Source organism: Stenotrophomonas maltophilia R551-3 (genome assembly GCF_000020665.1).
GTDB lineage: Bacteria > Pseudomonadota > Gammaproteobacteria > Xanthomonadales > Xanthomonadaceae > Stenotrophomonas > Stenotrophomonas maltophilia_L.
Map to the genome: position 1 here is coordinate 2452474 of NC_011071.1, position 16770 is coordinate 2469243.

The window sequence follows — 16770 nt, forward strand, 5'->3', positions numbered from 1 at the left end:
GGCTGGACCACGGGCACATCCGGTGCCGGTGGTGTGTCTGGCTTGAGAAGAAACGGTGTTTCGCTCTGGCTATACCTCTATAGACAGCCGCGTGTGGCGACTGCCCACGGTTTTTTCATGTTTTTTTCATGCCGCGTATTCCGCCATGAACCGGCGGCACCTCACCACAGCACCAACGCGCCACCGGGCAAGCGCTGCACGCGCAGTCCTGCCTGTGCGGCCACCGCATCAATGGCGGTCTCCGGCTGCTGCAGGTGGAACAGGCCACTGACCCGCACGTTCGCGCCCTGCCCGCCCAGTACCCAGACCGGTGCACGCCGATAGCGCGCCAGATCGGCGATGGCCTGCGCGGCCGGCAGATTGTCGATCGCGACCTCACCACGCCGCCACGGCGCCATGGCCTCGGGATCTTCCAGCTGCACCGGCTGCAGCCAGCGACCGTCACGGAACGCCCGTGACTGCCCGGCATGCAGGCGCTGCACGCTGCCGTCGCCCGGACGCACGTCGACCACACCCTCGCTGACCTGGGTGGTGACCGTGGTGTCCTGTATCGACACGCTGAAGGCGGTGCCGATATCACGGACCCGGCCGCCCGCGGCCTCGACCTGGAACGGACGAGCCTCGTGCGCCACCTGGAACCAGGCCTGCCCGCGCAGCAGGTGCAGGCGACGCTGCTGGCCGTCGAACTCGAGCGCCAGCGCGGTGCCCGCATCGAGCACGGCGGTGCTGCCGTCTTCCAGCTGCACCACGCGTGGTGCATCGCTGCTGCGCAGGTCACTGCGTGCCAGCAGCAGCGCGTGCGGTGCCGCCGTCACCATCAGTACGACGGCGGCGGCACTGGCCAGCAGCCATGGCAGGCGGCGGCGCGGCGCGATCGGGCGCAGCCCCTCGCGATCGGTCGTGAGCTCGGGCAGCGCCGCCAGCACCTCGGGCCCGGCGGCATCCAGCCCCTGCCAGAAGGCCTGCTGCTGGCGCCAGGCCAGCGCATGACGTGGATCGGCCTGCAGCCAGCGCTGCAGGGTTCGTTGCTGGCGTTCCGGCAGCGGGCCTGCACTGCACCGGATCACCCAGCGCAACGCCTGCCTGGCCTGACGCGGCGAGGGTTCGGACGTGGTCATGGTTGTGGCCTGCCGCACCGCGAACGGGTGCGCTTTCCTGTTGTGACAATGGCGGGTGCGATCTGCCCACGGCAATCGCCGGTCATCGGCGCGCTCCCTGTTGATGCTGCTGGATCAGCAGCGCCGCGCGCAGCACATGCTTGCCGACCAGGCTCTTGGAAATGCCGAGCCGAGTGGCGATTTCACGCTCGCTCAGGCCCAGGTAGCGGTTCAGCACAAAGCACTCACGCACCTGCGCCGGCAGCGCGAGGATGGTCTGGGTGATCTCGCGCAGTTGTGCCTGGTCCAACGCCTGCGCCTCGCCATCGTGGCCGGCCTCGGCCATGTCGGCGGCGTACTCGGCCATCGCGCGCCGCTCGCGGGCGTCAGCCTGGCTGCGGTTGAGCGCGTGGTGGTAGGCCATCCGGTACAGATAACCACGCGGTTCCAGGATCGGCGGATCGCCGGGCACGCTGCTGGCCTTCAGGTACAGGTTCTGCAGGGTGTCCTCGGTACTGGCCGGGTCGAGATAGCGCGCGATGAAGCGCGACAACGCACGGCGCTCGCGGATCAGCAGCTCGACCAGCGCCAGGGCATTGGGAGACATAGGTGCCAAGGCCGGACCGGGGAATGATGGGCGTGATGGCGACGGTCCGGACGTGGATTGTGGGCTGCACGGCCGCAGGCGGCAAGCGAAGGCCCGTCGCGCGGCACCAGGATCATCCACGCATGGCGTGGATGCGGAGCCTACGGTTCATCCAACGCCTCGAAACGCTCGGCGAGGTAATCGATCAACGCGCGTACCGCCGGCAGCAGCCCACGCCGCGACGGGAACACCGCATGCACGATGCCGTGTTTCGGCACCCACTCGGGCAGCACCGGCAGCAGCGCCCCGCTCTCCAGCTCATCGGTGATCATCATCCGCGGCAGCATCAACAGCCCGACCCCGGCCACCGCCGCCGCACGCAGCGCGATCATGTCATCGCTGACCAGGCGCGGACGGTGATGCACACTGGCCTGTACGTCGTCCGGCCCGCTGTACTCCCAGACGTGCTGCTGGCTGGCCGAAGCGAGGTCCACCGTCGGCATCACCGCAAGATCGGCCGGCACCTGCGGCGTGCCCAGCCGCTGCAGCAGCGCCGGACTGGCACTGGTGCACCACACTCGGCGCGCCAGCACGCGTACCACAAGGTCACTGTCCTCCAGCGGCGGCGGCCGTACCCGGATCGCCACATCCACGCCCTCGCCCACCACGTCCACGCGGCGGTTGGTGGCGTCCAGCTGCACCGACACCTGCGGGTGCAGGGCCAGGAAGTCGGCCAGCATCGGACCGATGCGCGCGTGCAGGATCGCGATCGGGCACGCAAGGCGGATGGTGCCGCGCGGCTCGGCGCGTGACATCGCGATGGCTTCTTCTGCGGCCTCGGCCTCGACCAGCATCGCCTTGCAGTGGCGGTAGTAGTCCTGGCCGACCTCGGTGACCGAGAAACGCCGCGTCGAGCGCTGGATCAGGCGCACGCCCAACCGTTCCTCCAGCAGCGCGATGCGCCGGCTCAGTTTCGACTTCGGCATGGCCAGCGCCCGGCCTGCCTGCGAGAAGCCGCCGTGCTCGACCACCATGGCGAAATAGAACAGGTCGTTGAGGTCACAACGGCGGATATCTGCGATGAACACGGGGCGATCTCCTGCGGCCCACGGCCTGCGACCATTGTTCACCATATAGGACTATGACGGCAAATATTGGCGTCTACCGGCCCAATTGTCGCGGCGATATCGTCTCCTGCAACGAAGAACAGCGGCCGACAGCCCCGGCCAGGAGATCGCCATGAAGCGTGTCACCGGTACCTACAGCGCCCCCCGCCCGCACTGGGTGGGCGACGGATTCCCCGCCCGCTCGATGTTTTCCTACAACACCCACGGCCAGCACCTGAGCCCGTTCCTGCTGCTGGACTATGCCGGCCCCTACCGCTTCGCGCCCAGCGAAACGCCGCGTGGCGTCGGCCAGCATCCGCATCGCGGTTTCGAGACCGTCACCATCGTCTATGACGGCGAGGTCGCACATCGCGATTCGACCGGTGCCGGCGGCACCATCGGCCCGGGTGACGTGCAGTGGATGACTGCTGCCTCCGGCATTCTCCACGAGGAATTCCACACACCGGAATTCAGCAAGCGCGGCGGCACGCTGGACATGGTGCAGCTGTGGGTGAACCTGCCGGCCCGCGACAAGATGGGCGCACCGGGCTACCAGACCCTGCTCGATGCGCAGATCCCTTCGGTGGAGCTGCCCGATGGCGCCGGCCGCGTCCGTGTCATCGCCGGCCGCTTCGACGGCCACGCCGGTCCGGCACGTACCCACACGCCGATGGATGTCTGGGACATCCGCCTGCAGCAGGGCCACCACGCCGAACTGGCGGTGGCCGATGGCCGCACGCTGGCACTGGTGGTGCTGAAGGGCACGGTCCGCGTCAATGGCGGCCAGCCGGTCGGTGAGGCGCAGCTGGTCACCTTCGACCGAAGTGGTGAAGACGTGTTCGTCGACGCCGACAGTGACGCCACCCTGCTGCTGCTCAGCGGCGAGCCGATCGACGAGCCGGTGGTGGGCTACGGCCCGTTCGTGATGAACAGCCAGGCCGAGATCAGCCAGGCGGTCAACGATTTCAACAGCGGCCGCTTCGGCCAGATCGCGCACTGAGCGCTTCCGCGCGGCGGGTGATGACCCGTCGCGCCAACGGGCCATCGCCCACCTTCCCCAGGAGACTGACCATGAGTACCCCCGCCAACTTCAACGGTGCCCGCCCGGTGATCGATCCGGACAACGCCGCGATGCTGCTGATCGACCACCAGAGCGGCCTGTTCCAGACCATCGGTGACATGCCATTCACCAGCGTGCGCGCCCACGCCACTGCGCTGGCGAAGATGGCCACGCTGGCGAAGATGCCGGTGATCACCACCGCCTCCGTTCCTCAGGGCCCGAACGGCCCGCTGATCCCGGAGATCCACAACGCGGCCCCGCATGCCCAGTACGTGGCGCGCAAGGGCGAGATCAACGCTTGGGACAACCCGGAATTCGTTGCTGCGGTGAAGGCCACCGGCCGCAAGCAGCTGATCATCGCCGGCACCATCACCAGCGTGTGCATGGCCTTCCCGTCGATCTCCGCCGTGGCCGATGGCTACCAGGTGTTCGCGGTGATCGATGCCTCGGGCACCTATTCGAAGATGGCTGAAGAGATCACCCTGGCCCGCGTGGCGCAGGCCGGCGTGGTGCCGATGGACACCGCCGCGGTGGCCTCGGAGATCCAGCGCACCTGGAACCGCGACGACGCCCAGCAGTGGGCCGAGGTCTACACGAAGATCTTCCCGAACTACCAGCTGCTGATCGAAAGCTACCTGAAGGCTCAGGACGTGCAGAAGAATCACGAGCAGCTGGATTCGCAGCGCAGCTGAGCTGCCCCCGGGGTGCCCGCCAGCCGCCGGCCCCCTCCCAACCGGAGACCCACCATGTCCAGTGAACCGATCCGCGACCCGGCCAGCGACCACCTGCTGACCCCGCAGAATTCCGCCTTCATCATCATCGACTACCAGCCGGTGCAGGTGAACTCCATCGCCTCGATGGACCGCCAGCTGCTGGTCAACAACATCGTCGGCACCGCCAAGGCCGCAGTGGCCTACGGGCTGCCGATCGTGCATTCGACGGTCAACGTCAAGACCGGCCTGAACAAGCCGCCGATTCCGCAGCTGCGCAAGGTGCTGGCCGACCACCCCACCTACGACCGCACCACCATCAATTCCTGGGAGGACGTCGAGTTCCGCCAAGCGGTGGAAGCCACCGGCCGTCGCAAGCTGATCATGACCGCGCTGTGGACCGAAGCCTGCCTGACTTTCCCGGCCCTGGATGCGTTGAAGGAAGGCTATGAGGTGTATGTGGTGGTCGACGCCGTCGGTGGCACTTCGCTGGCGGCACACGAAGCCGCACTGCGCCGCATCGAACAGGCAGGTGGCCAGCTGATCAGCGTGCCGCAGCTGTTCTGCGAGCTGCAGCGCGACTGGGCCCGTTCGGAAACGGTGCCGGCGTTCATGAACCTCTTCATCGAAACCGGTGGTACGGCGGGTATCCAGTTCTCGTACGATCGTACCGAGTGATTTCGTGGCGGCGCTGGCCTTGGCTGGCGCCGCCTTTATGGAGCAGTCGAGCACGGCTCGACGCTATAGACAGATGGAGACTCCGATGGCCTACGCACGCATTGTTTCGACCGGCGACAACTACCTGCACCACATCAGCAATGGCAGCTTTGATGTGGACGCGGACGAGCCGGCATCGCTCGGCGGCCAGGGCAAGGGCTTCGCGCCGTTCGATCTGTACCTGGCCTCACTGGCGGCCTGCACCGCCATTACCCTGCGCATGTATGCGCAACGCAAGGGCTGGGAGCTGGGCGAGTTCCATGCCGAGCTGCGTTCGGAACGCGATGCGGATGGACGCCTCCATGTACATCGCGTGCTGCACGCCAGCGCTGAGCTGAGCGATGCACAGTGGCAGCGTCTGCTGGAAGTGGTGGAGAAGACCCCGGTGACCCTGGTGATGCGCGAGGGCGCACGGATCACCAGCGAACGCGGCTGAAGCAGGTCTGGCCCACCTGCGGCGGATCTTGGCCGGTTCCTCGCTTGTTCCGGCCTCGCCCCTGTTCCAAGCTGCGCGTCCGCGTTCGGATGCAGTGAGCGCGCAGCAACAGGAGGACCGCACGCGATGTTACGTGCCCATGCTTTGGATCTGGATTTCAACGGCCGCGCCCTGCTGGCCGACGTCAACCTGCACCTGCCCTCAGGCGCCCGCATCGCCCTGATCGGCGACAACGGCAGCGGCAAGAGCTGCCTGTTGCAGATGTTGGCCGGTACTCTGGTGCCCAGTGGCGGGACCATCATCCGGCGCGATGGCGCACGCATCGCCTACGTGCCGCAGCACGTGCTCGATGACTCCTCTCGTAGCGGCGGCGAGCAGATGCGCCATGCGCTCGCCCGCGCGCTTGATGCCGACCCCGACGTACTGCTACTGGATGAACCCAGCAATCACCTGGACCGCAGTGCACGCCGCTCGTTGATCGCGCGCCTGCGCCAGTTCCATGGCGCGCTGCTGGTGGCCACCCACGATGAAGCCCTGATCGATGCGCTCTGTAATGAGCTCTGGCACATACGTGGCGGGCGCGTGAGCCACTTCGGCGGCCGCTACCGCGACTATCAGGCGGACCTGCAGCAGCGACGCGAGGCCAGCGACCGGCAGCTGCGCCAGCTGGATCAGGAGCGCGGCCAGGCCCATGAGGCGTTGATGCGCGAACAGCAGCGCGCCGCCAGCTCGCGGGAACGCGGTGTGCGCAAGGTGGAACAGCGCAAGTGGGGCGGCGTGCGTTCAGCCACCAAGCTCGGCCGTGGCAATACCACCGCCGGCAGCAAGCAACTGCTGATCCGTGAGCAGCAGGAAGACATCGAGGCTCGTCGCAATGACCTGCAGCGGGAGACCATCATCGAGCCTACCTTCGCGTTGCCGGCCGGCTGGCGACGTGAGGGAGTGGTGGTGCAGCTGACCGACGCCAGCGTGGCGCATGCCACGGAAACGGTGCTGGGTGGACTGCATCTGCGCCTGGATGTCGGTGATCGCCTGGCGATCACCGGTGACAACGGCAGCGGCAAGTCCACGCTGGCACGCGCGCTGTGCGGCGACCCAAGCATCCACCGTGATGGTGACTGGTTGCTGCCGCCAGCTGATCAGATCGCCCTGCTCGACCAGCACTACCGGGACCTGCCGATGCAGGCCACGCCTCTCCAGGCGCTGTCTGCCCAGATGCCGGACTGGAGCCAGACCCAGTGCCGGCTGCACCTGGCCGACTTCCTGTTCCGCGGCGATGCCACGGCGCAGACGCCCGTGTCCGCATTGTCCGGTGGCGAACGGGCGCGGCTTTCATTGGCATTGATGGCGGCCAAGCCCCCAGCGCTGCTGGTTCTGGACGAACCAACCAACAACCTGGACATGACGCTGCGGATGCACCTGCTGCAGGTGCTGCGGGTGTTCCCGGGCACGTTGGTGGTGGTGTCGCATGACGACGCGTTTCTGCAGGCGCTGGAACCGGGACAGGTGCTGGCGTTGTAGCTGCGGCCGGGTGTGGCCTATCCACATACCGCGTGGATCTACGGTAGAGCCGAAGGCAACGGCAGGGGCTGTTGCCAACCTCGCGTGCAACTGCCCGAAAAGCCGAGCATGGGCTCGGCTCTACGGAAGGCTCAGCGCCGCGAATGCAACACGGTGCGCTGGCGCATGGCGTTGAACTCCTGTTCCACCTGCTGGATGTCCTCGGCCTGGAAACCGGCCGCATCCAGCAGCTGCTCGGCGGCAGCCGCCGCCAGCGGGTCATCGTCGCGCTGACGCCAGCAGCGCGCCGGCAGGAAGTAGCCCACTTCGCTGCGCCCGCGCATGATCACCACCGGCCGGCCTGCGTACAGCAGGAACTCGGCCAGGTGTTGGCGCAGGCCCTCCACTGAAACATAGGCCGGTCCAACACCCAGCATCTGGCTGGACGGTTCGGGACTTTCGAACAGCTTGCGACGGCTCATCCATTCCTCCTTTGTGCAACGCGTGGTCTCCTTTCCTTAGACGGGTGCATCGCTGCGCCCCCGCCACGCTTCGCGTGATGCCCATCACGCCATCCGCTTAGAAGCCGGTGTTGAACTCCAGCTGGAACACGTCGATCGACAGCGGCGCACCGGACACTTCCTTTGCCGCCATCCACTTGCCGCTGATCCAACTGCGCGCGTCGAGCGCGTAGGCACCGCCCACGTAGTAGCCGCGGGCATTGGTGCCGCCCAGGTGGAAGTTCGGATCGTTGTAGGCGTCGGGCAGCGCGTCGGCCTCAATGTGCTTGTAGCCCAGCAGCGCCTGCCACTGGCCCTTCTCCTTCAGCTCGGTGGCACCGAAGGTGGCCTGCACCATCCATGCGGTGTCGCCACTGCGGAAGGTATCGATGCCGACAGTATCGCCGGCGCCGTAGTTGTTGACGATGCCGTTCTGGGCGCGACTGAACATGGCCTGCTTGTCATAGGCCAGGTTGCGGATGTAATCGCCATCCAGGCGCAGACCGATGCCCTGCGCCAGCTGTGTATCCCAGCGCAGGTTCAGCGTGGCCAGACGGAACGCCGAGGCCAGGCCGACATACTGCGGGGTCGGCGTACCGGCCGGATCCACCGGATTGCGCGCGATGTTGCGGATCAGCATCAGGGTGTTGCCCTTCTGCATGAACGCCGGGCGCGACCAGTCGGTGTCGCAGCCTACCGCGCCCGAATACAGCGAGCACGTTGAGGACAGGCGACCGCTGATGTTCTTGAAGTCGTAGTAGCCCAGCGCAGCACGCAGCGCGTTGTCATCGTTGAAGCGCCAGTTCACGCCCACCTGGGCACCGGACAGCCACTTGTTCTCGTTCGGAGTCTTGACCTTGCTCTGGCTCGGCGAGCTGTCGGAGGTGTACTCCAGCGGTACCACCGCGAGGTTGCCGAACAGGTCGAGGTCGCCACCATCGAAGTCATACTTCAGGTTGGCGGCCAGGCCATCGAAGTTGAGATCGTTGGAGAACAGCGTGTCGCTGGTCCAGAACGGATTACCGAAGCGGCCGCCACGCACCGTCACCCAGTCCGCCGGGCTGTAGGCCAGCCAGGCCTGGTCCAGCCACACGTCCTTCTTGCTCAGGCCGCCACCCAGCTGCTCGGTGGTCGACACCGGGCCATTGCTGCTGCCGCTGGCCAGGCGCACGCCGGCCGTGGTGTGCTGGCCAATGGTTGCCTCGATGCCCAGGCGGGCACGGATGCGCCACAGGTTGCGGCGGTCCTGGCGGGTGTTCAGCAGCGGCGGCAGCTGCAGGTTGGTATTGGTATTGGTGTCGAAGCCGTTGCCGGAGTTGATCGACGACCAGTTGCTCACGATGTCGCTGTTGCGCTCGGAGTAGAAGCGCGACTCGCTGCGCACACGCATGTCACCGGTGACCTTGATGCGCTTGGTCCACTCGGCCACTTCGTTGGGTGCCGCCCAGCCTTCCGATTTCGCCTGCGCCATCACGTCCTGGCGCACTTCGTCACGGATACCGTCGCGCACGCTCTGAGGTACGTACGGCACGCGCACGTCACCGGCCTCCAGTGCCACGCCACCGCTCGCCGCGGTGCTGCCCGTGGCTGCAGTGCGCTGTGCGGCCGCCGCTTCGGCCTCGGCCTGCACCAGCAACGCCTGGCCGTCTTCGGGTTTCAGTGCACCGCTGGCGATCAGACCCTTGATCAGCTTGACCATGGTCGTTTCGGCAGCCATCGCACCGGCCGGGGCGGCCAGGCTGAGCAGCACGGCGCAGCACAGCAGCGCCCGTCGGGCCGGCCGCGGGCGGCGGGAGTCGGTTCGTGCGCGGACGTGGTCGTTCATCACGGTTCTCATCGAAAGAAGGGAAATCATGGAAGTCGGGAATCAGGCCCCGGGCCGGCGGCCCTGGATCAGGACGCGGGCGGGGAAATCGAGTGACGGCGGCGGTGCCTGGTCGACCTTGCCGATGCGTCGCAGCGCGTCGAGCACGGCCGCGTCGGCCTCCTCGTTGCCACTGCCACGCACCAGCTCGACTTTCTCCAGCCGACCATCCGTGGCCAGCCAGACGTTCACCTGCAGCTGGAACGCGAGGCGCTTGACCTTGTCGTCACGCGAGATCGCCTGCTGCATCAGGTAGCCGAGATAGCGACCGTAGGTGGCATTGCCGGCGCCGCCACGGCCGACGCCGGACGAACCGCCGCCACTGCCGGACTGGATGCCGAAGTTGTCACCGCCAGCCTGCGCATCGGCATTCATCGTCACCGGATCGGCATTGTCCGGGGTCGGCGTCGGCTCTTCAGCGGGCGTCGGCTGATCCAGCGGCTCCGGCTCGGGCATCGTCTCTTCCGGCGGCGTTTCCGGCTCTGGCGGCTTTTCCGGCGGCGGGGGTGGCGGCGGAGGCGGCGGTGGCAGTGCCAGCATCGGCGGCTGCACCACCGGCCGACGGGTGCTGGCGGTGTCCTTGAACAGCAGCCACCACACCGCGATGCCGAGTACCAGCACGGCGGCCAGCACCAGCACGACGGTCACCAGCAACTGGCGACCGCGCATGCCGGGCTCTGGCCGAGGGGGTTGATGGGCCGTCATGCCTCAGCCCTGCGCCTTGCCGGTGACCAGGCCGACCTGGGCCAGCTCCAGCCGCCGCAGCAGGTCCAGTACCTCGACCACGCGGGCGTACTGCACCTGCGCATCACCGCGCACGATCACCGGGAAGTCCGGTGTGGTCGCGCGCTCGGTACGCAGGCGGTCTTCCAGCTCAGCCATGGTCACCGGGTAGGCATCCAGGAACACCTGGCCGCTGGGGTCGATGGTGATCGCCTTGGTCTTCGGCTTCTCCAACGCCGTGCTGTTGCTGGCCTTCGGCAGGTTGACCTCGATGCCGGGAATGGAGGCGTTGCTGGTCAGGATGAAGATCACCAGCACCACCAGCAGCACGTCCACGAAGGGCGTCACGTTGATGCCCTTCTCGCGCTTCTTGATGCCGAACTTCGCCTTCTGGCCCATGGCGCGCCCCTCAGCCCTGGACCGCGGCCGGGCCGCGCCCGTCCTGCTCTTCGGCCAGGCGCGCGGCGAACTCGTCGATGAACACCGCCATGTCGGCGCCGATCGCCTCGGCGCGTGCGCCCAGGTAGTTGTAGCCGAACAGCGCCGGGATCGCGACGCCGAGGCCGGCTGCGGTACACAGCAGCGCTGCAGCCATGCCCGGCGCCACCGAGTTGATGTCCACCGCGCCGGCCATCGCCGCCACCACGAACACCAGCATGATGCCGATCACGGTGCCGAACAGGCCCACGTAGGGCGCACCTTCGATGGTGGTCGACAGCCAGTTCATGCGCCGTGCCATCGCTTCCTGCTCGCGCACCATCACCGCATCCATCGAGGCACGGATCGCGGCGATGGTGGCGCCGCTCAGGTAGCCACTGTTGCCATCGCGCTGGTGGCGCTGCTGCATTTCATCGATGGCCACCTGGTAGATGCGCCACAGCGAGCCGTCGTGCATCGCGGTCGGCGCCTTGCCCTGGCGGTCCATCTCGGACAGAGTGCGCAGCGGCACACCGGACAACTTGCCGAAGCTTTCGGTGAATACCGCGTTGGCCTTGCTGGTGCGGCCGAAGTGGCGGCTCTTGGCAATCATGATCGCCCATGACATCAGCATCATCAGGCCGAGGATGGCGACCACCACCCAGGCATCGAACGGCATCGCCTTGAGAATGAAGCCGAAGTGGCTCTGCCCGGCGGATTGCTCGTCGGCGCCGTAGCTGATCAGGCGCGAATCGGCGCCCTGCGCGGTGGCATCGGCCAGCAGCAGCGCGGCCGGACGTGCCACCCGCGAGACGCGCAACTCATCCAGCGCACCTTCGAAGTTGGCCAGCGGCTGCGCCGCGCCCGGCGCATCGGCGCCCACCACCGGCGCGGTGGCCAGCGCCGGCAGCTCGCCGCTCAGCTGGGCAACTACGCGACCATTGAGGTACAGCTGCAGCGCGCCCTTCTCCGCGGTCAGTGCCACGTGCGCCCACTGCCCTTCCGGAATCGGCTGTGCCGGCGTGCTGCGCTGGCCATTGAGCTGCACGAACGGCACGCGGTTCTCGATACCGACCACCAGCTCGGAGGCGCCATCGCGACGGGCGTAGATCGCCTGCGCCGCATTGTTGCTGCCCGGCTTGATCCAGGCCGAGATGGTTAACGGCGTACCCGCTTCCTGTGCCAGCGAGGCGCTGGCCGGCAACGGCAGCGGGCCTGCGCCCAGCTGCACGCCACGGCCGATCACCGAACCCTCGGACGGCGGTACCACAGCACCGGCATTGTTGCCGTAGGCGGTGGTGTCGCGTGCCGGCGCATTGGCTTCGGCGAAGTGGTAGACCAGCGTGTAGTCCGGGTCGAATACCTGCTGGCCGTTGCCGCTGGCCGGGGCCTTCTCGTTGCCGTAGTACATCCAGATCGTCTGCGGCGCCGCGGCGCTGACCGCCGGCACGTCCACCCAGACCAGGGCCAGGCCCAGCTTGGGATCGAACTGCTCGATCTGGTGGGCCAGCACGGTGCGGCCATCACCCGAGACGAAGCGCAGGTCATTGCCCGCATCCTGGGTGCCGTCAAAACCGAAGTTGCCGGTATGCAGGCGCAGCAGCAGCGGCGTACGGCCCGGGTCACCGGCCAGGCCCGCACCCTGCGGGCCGGCATCGACGGTAATCGGCTTGCGGTACTTCCATTCGGCCTGCCACCAATTGGCATCGGCCGCAGCGGCGGGCAACGCAACCAGCGCGGCCAGCAGCAGCAACACTCGGGAAAGCAAACGGTCCATGCGAAGGGTCTCCGGAGAACGCATGTTCAAGGAAAGGATCAGTAACTGGTGCTGATGTTGAAATGCAGGCGCGGGTCGTCCTTGCGCGTGACCGGGCCATCGGCATAGGGCCAGGCGTAGTCAAGGCGCAGTTGCAGGTGTTCGCCCAGGCGCAGCTGCGCACCCAGGCCGACCGACGCCAGGTTGTACTTGTCACGCTGCTCGGGCAGCGGCTGGCGCAGGCGCAGGTAGGCGGCGTCGGCAAAGCTGTAGACGCGCAGATCGGTGCCGCTCCACAGCGACCATGCTGGGGTACGCCACTCCAGGCTGGCCAGGCCGCCGTAGTCGCCGATCGCCTCGGCCGAGAGATAGCCGCGCACGGTGTACATGCCACCGGCGGCGAACTGCTCGGCCGACACCAGCGGCGCATCGGTTACCTGCAGCGAGCCGCGCGCGTACCACTGCCAATCGCTGCCGAAGGTGTGGGTGTTGGCCACATCGGCCTTGAAGGCCACGAAACTTGGATCGGCCCAGTAGCGCTTCTGCCCGAAGCCGATGGCATCGCTGCCATAGCCGAACAGGCGACGGGTGCCGGCGACCAGCTGGGTATTGATGCTCAGCTGGTCCTGCTCACCCTGACGCACTCCGACGAATGCCAGGGTGATCGGCGCGTACTTCAGCGGCGTTTTCAGGCTCTCCTTGCCCATCTGCGTGTCTTCCTCGGTGTCCTTGAAGTCCACACCGAGGCTGAGCTGGCGCCACCACTGGCTGCTGCCGGCCAGTCGATAGTTGAGCTTGACGCCGATCGAATGGCCGTTGCCGATCACGTTGGTACCGGTGCCGGTACCGACCTGTCCGCCTGCGTTCAGTACGCGGCTGTCGGACTTGTAGCCGGACGCTTCCAGGCTCCACGGCGTGCCTTCGAACGGCATCATGTACGAGGCCGAAAACACCTTGGCCTGCTTGGTATCTTCCGGGGCCAGATACACGCCGATGTTGGCGCTGTGCCCGCGCTGCCACAGATTGTCGTAGGCCAGTGATGCACTCAGGCGCAGCTTCTCGGTGTCGGCGCTGTGGTCGTTGTTGAGCGCCACGCTGGCCCGCCACGGCGACTTCTCCTCGACCTGCAGGTCCACATCCATCGTGCCCGGCACCTGGCCTTCGCGCACCAGTGGCATCACCTGGCGACGGCCACCTTCGTTGAGCGCGGTCAATTCCTTCTGTGCCTGGTCGAAATCAGGCACCTTGCCCTCGGCCAGTGCCGGCACGCGCTCACGGATGCGTTCGGGCGATTCGTTCTTCGTGCCTACGACCCGCAGCTGGCCGATCGGCGTCTGCTGCACTTTCAGCAGTACCACGCCAGCACTGACCTGTTGTTCGGGCAGCTCGACATAGACCGACTGGTAGCCCGCCTGCTGATACAGCGCATTCACCGCGTCGCGTGCCTTTTCGACATCGGCCAGGGTCTTGCCCGGGCCGAGGAACGGCTCCACCGCGCGTTCAATCTGGCGCGAATCGAGCACGGTGTTGCCACGCACGATGTACTCATTGATGTTCACGCTGGGCGCAGGCGCCGCCTCCTGCGCAAACAGCGGCAGCGGCAGGGTTGCCAGGGCCAGCACCAGCGGATGCAGGCGCAGCGGAAGGCGGACGGCTCGGTACGGAACAGGAGTCATCGAAAGCATCGCGTCGTATCGAAGGAAGTGGCCATGGAGCGGCGCGTGGGTCTACCAACAGGACGTGTAGGTCGCGTCAAAGCCGCCAACAGTTTTGTGACAGCACTGTCATCTTTTGACGGTCCGCCAACGCGCGCAGGCGGACACTGCGCACGCCATACGTCTGCATTGCAGAGCCCTTGCTGCTGCGGGAGATCGGAAATGAGCGGACTGTTGATCACATGGCGTCGTCCGGCGCTCGCCTTCGTCGTGTTGCTGGTGTTGCCCTCGGTGCAGGCCGGCGAACAAAAAACACAGGAGGACGCTGCACCGTGTATTGAAGTACAGGTCAACGGCGAACGGATTCCCGCCTGGGAGTGCCTGCAGCGCAAGCTGGCGCCGCCGGCGAAATCTGCGAAGTCACCGGCGTTGCCCGAAGCCGAACGGCTGATGCGGCAGCCCGGCAACCAGCTGATGCAGTACAACCTGGAGGGCACGCGACAGCGCATGGGCGATGCCTTTGGTCGTTCGGTGGTACCGCAGCGTCCGGCGCGTTGATCCTGCGCATCTGTAGAGCCGAGCCCACGCTCGGCTGCGCCTACCTGCGTTGCGGACGGCACGCGAAAAGCAGCCGAGCGTGGGCTCGGCTCTACAGGGAGTTGGCGGGCACGATGCCATCGGTCGGCACCGGTGGCAGCTCCGGCACCGGCAGGCTGCGCGACTGGCCTGCCTGCTGCAGCTCCACCGCGCTGGCACTGATGCCGGCCAGTACCGTGGATGGACCCAGCCGCTGACCGGGGGCATAGGCTTCCGCCGGGCGGCCATCCACCGAGAGCAGGGCCAGTGGCGCGTGGTCACCGGCCATCACGCCCAGCACGACCACTTCTGTCTGCACCGCACCGGGTGAAAGCAGCCGCACCAACGGCAGGCTCGCCGCTGCGTCGAACACGGGCCGCACAGGCACATTCGGCTGTGCCTCACTGGCGGCCACCGAGGGTATTGGGCCGACAAGGGTCACGCTCCAATAGGCCAACACCGCCAGCAGCAGCGTCGCCGCCAGCAGGGTCAACACCCGATTGCGATCCCAGCGCCTGCCATCCATGTTCCGCACCATTGCCACGTTCGTGTCCGACCACGCTAGCAGCCGTCGCTGACGCTTTTGTTTCATCATCCGCGCGTACGCTGGCAGGCATCGGCAAGGACAGGAGGCGATGTCGATGCAACGCATTCCGCACGGCTTCACCCTGATCGAACTGATGGTGGTGCTGGTGATCATCGGCATCTGCACGGCCGGGATCGGCCTGGGCCTGGGTAGCCTGCTCGACCCCGGCCGGCAGCTGCGGCAGGAAGCCGAGCGGCTGGCGCAGCGCCTGCAGGTGGCACGCGACGAGGCCCGCATCGACGGCCGCAGCATCCGCTGGCAGGCCGACGCCAGCGGCTATCGCTTCAGCCGCCGTGAGGGCAACCAATGGGTGACCGTGCAGCGCGACGACCTGTTGCGGCCGCAGCGGTGGCAGGCTGCCGGCATTGCGGTGCAGCCCGCCAACGCCATCGAACTGAGCCCGGAGTGGATCGGTACCGCCTGGGAGCTGGGGCTGTCGCTGGAGGGCCGCACACTGCGCCTTCGTGATGATGGCAGCGGACAATTGCAGGTCGTGCAGTGAAGCGGAACATGCACGGATTCACCTTGATCGAAGTGCTGATCGCACTGGCGATCGTTTCGATTGCGCTGGCGGCGGTGATGCGCTCGGTGGCGGTGGCCACCGACGATCAGTCACGACTGCGTGATCGCCGCCTGGCACTGATGTGCGCGCAGGACCGCTGGCAGGAGCTTCGTTTGGCCGGGCAGGCACCCCAGGATGCGCGGCAACGCTGCGTGCAGGGACGCGGAACCTTCCTGGTGCTGCAGCACCTGGGCACGGGCAGCGACGGCCAGCCGCAGCTGGAACTGAGCGTGGTCGCCGAGGATGCACCGCGGCAGTCGCTGGCGCGGATGCAGCTGCCGTGGACGGCCGCGCCATGAAGCGCGCCGTGGGCGGTTTCACCCTGATCGAGGTGATGATCGCGATCACCATCATGGGCGTGCTGGCGCTGATCTGCTGGCGTGCGCTCGACAGCGTGGCCAGCAGCGACCAGCGCCTGCGACAGGCAGATGCCGAGACCACCACCGCACTGCGCGTGCTGCAGCAGTTCCAGCGGGATATCGAGATGCGTGCGGATGATGCGCTGATGAATGGCGCGGTGCGTCCGGCTGATCGTCCGCAGCGATTGCTGCCTCCGTCGCTGGTGAGTGAACGGCACCCGGATGGAAGCTTCGCGCTGGAGATCACCCGCAGCGTGGGCAGCGATGGGCTGCACTGGCAGCGGGTGCGCTGGTGGCGTCAGGGCAGCACACTGTGGCGGGCCAGCGGCGCGGCCACGGACCGGTATCCATTGCCGGCGCCGGAACAATCCAAGGGCATCGTGGTAGCCAAGGATGTGCAGCGGTTCGAGCTGCGGGCGTGGCAGCCCGGCGCGGGATGGGCCGTGTTGCCGAGCAAGGGCGAGGTGCTGCCAGCCACCGGACTGGAGCTGCGGCTGGGCCTGCGCGATGGGCGTGGGCCGTTGAGCTACCGGCGGGTGCTGGAGTTGTAGGATTCGTTC

The 16770-nt window shown here is 67.0% G+C and carries 19 protein-coding genes; 9 read left to right on the top strand and 10 right to left on the bottom strand.

The features are described 5' to 3' along the window. Nucleotides 1-161 precede the first annotated feature (161 nt). The 3 genes from SMAL_RS11135 to SMAL_RS11145 all read right to left on the bottom strand — a co-directional run bounded on the left by SMAL_RS11135 (nucleotide 162) and on the right by SMAL_RS11145 (nucleotide 2771). Nucleotides 162-1118: a FecR family protein gene (locus SMAL_RS11135; RefSeq protein ID WP_006370406.1), complete on the bottom strand. Its 957-nt coding sequence runs from the start codon at nucleotides 1116-1118 to the stop codon at nucleotides 162-164. A gap of 82 nt (nucleotides 1119-1200) precedes the next feature. After that, nucleotides 1201-1704, bottom strand: coding sequence for an RNA polymerase sigma factor (locus SMAL_RS11140; protein WP_012511233.1), 504 nt, complete (start codon nucleotides 1702-1704; stop codon nucleotides 1201-1203). Nucleotides 1705-1844: 140 nt separating this feature from the next. Then, nucleotides 1845-2771 (bottom strand): LysR family transcriptional regulator, encoded by a 927-nt coding sequence (locus SMAL_RS11145; protein WP_012511234.1) that lies wholly within the window; start codon nucleotides 2769-2771, stop codon nucleotides 1845-1847. Nucleotides 2772-2922: 151 nt separating this feature from the next. Between SMAL_RS11145 and SMAL_RS11150 the strand changes: the two genes are divergently transcribed. The 5 genes from SMAL_RS11150 to SMAL_RS21280 all read left to right on the top strand — a co-directional run bounded on the left by SMAL_RS11150 (nucleotide 2923) and on the right by SMAL_RS21280 (nucleotide 7233). Continuing rightward, nucleotides 2923-3789 carry a pirin family protein gene (locus tag SMAL_RS11150; RefSeq protein ID WP_012511235.1) on the top strand — a complete coding sequence of 289 codons (867 nt, stop codon included), beginning with the start codon at nucleotides 2923-2925 and terminating at the stop codon, nucleotides 3787-3789. A 71-nt stretch (nucleotides 3790-3860) separates the two neighbouring features. Next, a complete protein-coding gene (locus SMAL_RS11155) occupies nucleotides 3861-4541 on the top strand; it encodes a hydrolase (protein WP_012511236.1) in 681 nt (226 codons plus the stop codon). Between the two features lie 54 nt (nucleotides 4542-4595). After that, complete coding sequence (locus SMAL_RS11160; protein ID WP_012511237.1) at nucleotides 4596-5237, top strand: hydrolase; 642 nt, start codon at nucleotides 4596-4598, stop codon at nucleotides 5235-5237. A gap of 85 nt (nucleotides 5238-5322) precedes the next feature. Beyond that, nucleotides 5323-5712, top strand: a complete 390-nt coding sequence (locus tag SMAL_RS11165; RefSeq protein WP_012511238.1) for an OsmC family protein — start codon at nucleotides 5323-5325, stop codon at nucleotides 5710-5712. 126 nt (nucleotides 5713-5838) lie between these two features. Continuing rightward, nucleotides 5839-7233: an ABC-F family ATP-binding cassette domain-containing protein gene (locus SMAL_RS21280; protein ID WP_012511239.1), complete on the top strand. Its 1395-nt coding sequence runs from the start codon at nucleotides 5839-5841 to the stop codon at nucleotides 7231-7233. Nucleotides 7234-7364: 131 nt separating this feature from the next. Here the strand turns inward: SMAL_RS21280 and SMAL_RS11175 are convergent, their stop codons facing one another. From SMAL_RS11175 to SMAL_RS11200, 6 genes are all read right to left on the bottom strand, one after another. Next, on the bottom strand, nucleotides 7365-7694 hold the full coding sequence (locus SMAL_RS11175) for a hypothetical protein (RefSeq protein WP_012511240.1): 330 nt from the start codon (nucleotides 7692-7694) through the stop codon (nucleotides 7365-7367). 97 nt (nucleotides 7695-7791) lie between these two features. Next, nucleotides 7792-9537, bottom strand: coding sequence for a putative porin (locus tag SMAL_RS11180; RefSeq protein WP_012511241.1), 1746 nt, complete (start codon nucleotides 9535-9537; stop codon nucleotides 7792-7794). A gap of 42 nt (nucleotides 9538-9579) precedes the next feature. Further along, entirely contained in the window at nucleotides 9580-10245 is a 666-nt protein-coding gene (locus SMAL_RS11185; RefSeq protein WP_041864528.1) for a TonB family protein, read from the bottom strand. Between the two features lie 39 nt (nucleotides 10246-10284). Next, the gene (locus SMAL_RS11190; RefSeq protein ID WP_012511243.1) at nucleotides 10285-10698 is read right to left on the bottom strand and encodes an ExbD/TolR family protein; all 414 of its coding nucleotides are present in this window, start codon (nucleotides 10696-10698) and stop codon (nucleotides 10285-10287) included. A gap of 10 nt (nucleotides 10699-10708) precedes the next feature. After that, the gene (locus SMAL_RS11195) at nucleotides 10709-12493 is read right to left on the bottom strand and encodes a DUF2341 domain-containing protein (protein WP_012511244.1); all 1785 of its coding nucleotides are present in this window, start codon (nucleotides 12491-12493) and stop codon (nucleotides 10709-10711) included. Nucleotides 12494-12531: 38 nt separating this feature from the next. Further along, nucleotides 12532-14148 carry a ShlB/FhaC/HecB family hemolysin secretion/activation protein gene (locus SMAL_RS11200; RefSeq protein WP_041864529.1) on the bottom strand — a complete coding sequence of 539 codons (1617 nt, stop codon included), beginning with the start codon at nucleotides 14146-14148 and terminating at the stop codon, nucleotides 12532-12534. 201 nt (nucleotides 14149-14349) lie between these two features. Here SMAL_RS11200 and SMAL_RS11205 point away from each other — a divergent pair, with 201 nt between their 5' ends. After that, complete coding sequence (locus tag SMAL_RS11205) at nucleotides 14350-14685, top strand: hypothetical protein (RefSeq protein WP_012511246.1); 336 nt, start codon at nucleotides 14350-14352, stop codon at nucleotides 14683-14685. Nucleotides 14686-14776: 91 nt separating this feature from the next. Here the strand turns inward: SMAL_RS11205 and SMAL_RS11210 are convergent, their stop codons facing one another. Further along, nucleotides 14777-15229, bottom strand: coding sequence for a general secretion pathway protein (locus tag SMAL_RS11210; protein WP_041864659.1), 453 nt, complete (start codon nucleotides 15227-15229; stop codon nucleotides 14777-14779). A gap of 115 nt (nucleotides 15230-15344) precedes the next feature. On the opposite strand from SMAL_RS11210, the gene gspH reads away from it, so the two are divergent. The 3 genes from gspH to SMAL_RS11225 are packed head-to-tail and all read left to right on the top strand — an operon-like array spanning nucleotide 15345 to nucleotide 16761. Beyond that, entirely contained in the window at nucleotides 15345-15791 is a 447-nt protein-coding gene (gene gspH, locus SMAL_RS11215) for a type II secretion system minor pseudopilin GspH (RefSeq protein WP_012511248.1), read from the top strand. 8 nt (nucleotides 15792-15799) lie between these two features. Further along, on the top strand, nucleotides 15800-16150 hold the full coding sequence (gene gspI, locus SMAL_RS11220; RefSeq protein ID WP_012511249.1) for a type II secretion system minor pseudopilin GspI: 351 nt from the start codon (nucleotides 15800-15802) through the stop codon (nucleotides 16148-16150). After that, complete coding sequence (locus SMAL_RS11225; protein ID WP_012511250.1) at nucleotides 16147-16761, top strand: prepilin-type N-terminal cleavage/methylation domain-containing protein; 615 nt, start codon at nucleotides 16147-16149, stop codon at nucleotides 16759-16761. Before gspI ends, SMAL_RS11225 begins: the two co-directional genes overlap by 4 nt. Nucleotides 16762-16770: the final 9 nt, after the last annotated feature.

Coding starts and splice junctions, on each gene's coding strand:
- SMAL_RS11180 (WP_012511241.1), bottom strand. CDS start 9,537: ATGAACGACCACGTCCGCGCACGAACCGACTCCCGCCGCCCGCGGCCG.
- SMAL_RS11195 (WP_012511244.1), bottom strand. CDS start 12,493: ATGGACCGTTTGCTTTCCCGAGTGTTGCTGCTGCTGGCCGCGCTGGTT.
- SMAL_RS11165 (WP_012511238.1), top strand. CDS start 5,323: ATGGCCTACGCACGCATTGTTTCGACCGGCGACAACTACCTGCACCAC.
- SMAL_RS11225 (WP_012511250.1), top strand. CDS start 16,147: ATGAAGCGCGCCGTGGGCGGTTTCACCCTGATCGAGGTGATGATCGCG.
- SMAL_RS11155 (WP_012511236.1), top strand. CDS start 3,861: ATGAGTACCCCCGCCAACTTCAACGGTGCCCGCCCGGTGATCGATCCG.
- gspH (WP_012511248.1), top strand. CDS start 15,345: ATGCAACGCATTCCGCACGGCTTCACCCTGATCGAACTGATGGTGGTG.
- SMAL_RS11190 (WP_012511243.1), bottom strand. CDS start 10,698: ATGGGCCAGAAGGCGAAGTTCGGCATCAAGAAGCGCGAGAAGGGCATC.
- SMAL_RS11140 (WP_012511233.1), bottom strand. CDS start 1,704: ATGTCTCCCAATGCCCTGGCGCTGGTCGAGCTGCTGATCCGCGAGCGC.
- SMAL_RS11200 (WP_041864529.1), bottom strand. CDS start 14,148: ATGACTCCTGTTCCGTACCGAGCCGTCCGCCTTCCGCTGCGCCTGCAT.
- SMAL_RS11210 (WP_041864659.1), bottom strand. CDS start 15,229: ATGGATGGCAGGCGCTGGGATCGCAATCGGGTGTTGACCCTGCTGGCG.
- SMAL_RS11150 (WP_012511235.1), top strand. CDS start 2,923: ATGAAGCGTGTCACCGGTACCTACAGCGCCCCCCGCCCGCACTGGGTG.
- SMAL_RS11175 (WP_012511240.1), bottom strand. CDS start 7,694: ATGAGCCGTCGCAAGCTGTTCGAAAGTCCCGAACCGTCCAGCCAGATG.
- gspI (WP_012511249.1), top strand. CDS start 15,800: ATGCACGGATTCACCTTGATCGAAGTGCTGATCGCACTGGCGATCGTT.
- SMAL_RS11185 (WP_041864528.1), bottom strand. CDS start 10,245: ATGCGCGGTCGCCAGTTGCTGGTGACCGTCGTGCTGGTGCTGGCCGCC.
- SMAL_RS11205 (WP_012511246.1), top strand. CDS start 14,350: ATGAGCGGACTGTTGATCACATGGCGTCGTCCGGCGCTCGCCTTCGTC.
- SMAL_RS21280 (WP_012511239.1), top strand. CDS start 5,839: ATGTTACGTGCCCATGCTTTGGATCTGGATTTCAACGGCCGCGCCCTG.
- SMAL_RS11135 (WP_006370406.1), bottom strand. CDS start 1,118: ATGACCACGTCCGAACCCTCGCCGCGTCAGGCCAGGCAGGCGTTGCGC.
- SMAL_RS11160 (WP_012511237.1), top strand. CDS start 4,596: ATGTCCAGTGAACCGATCCGCGACCCGGCCAGCGACCACCTGCTGACC.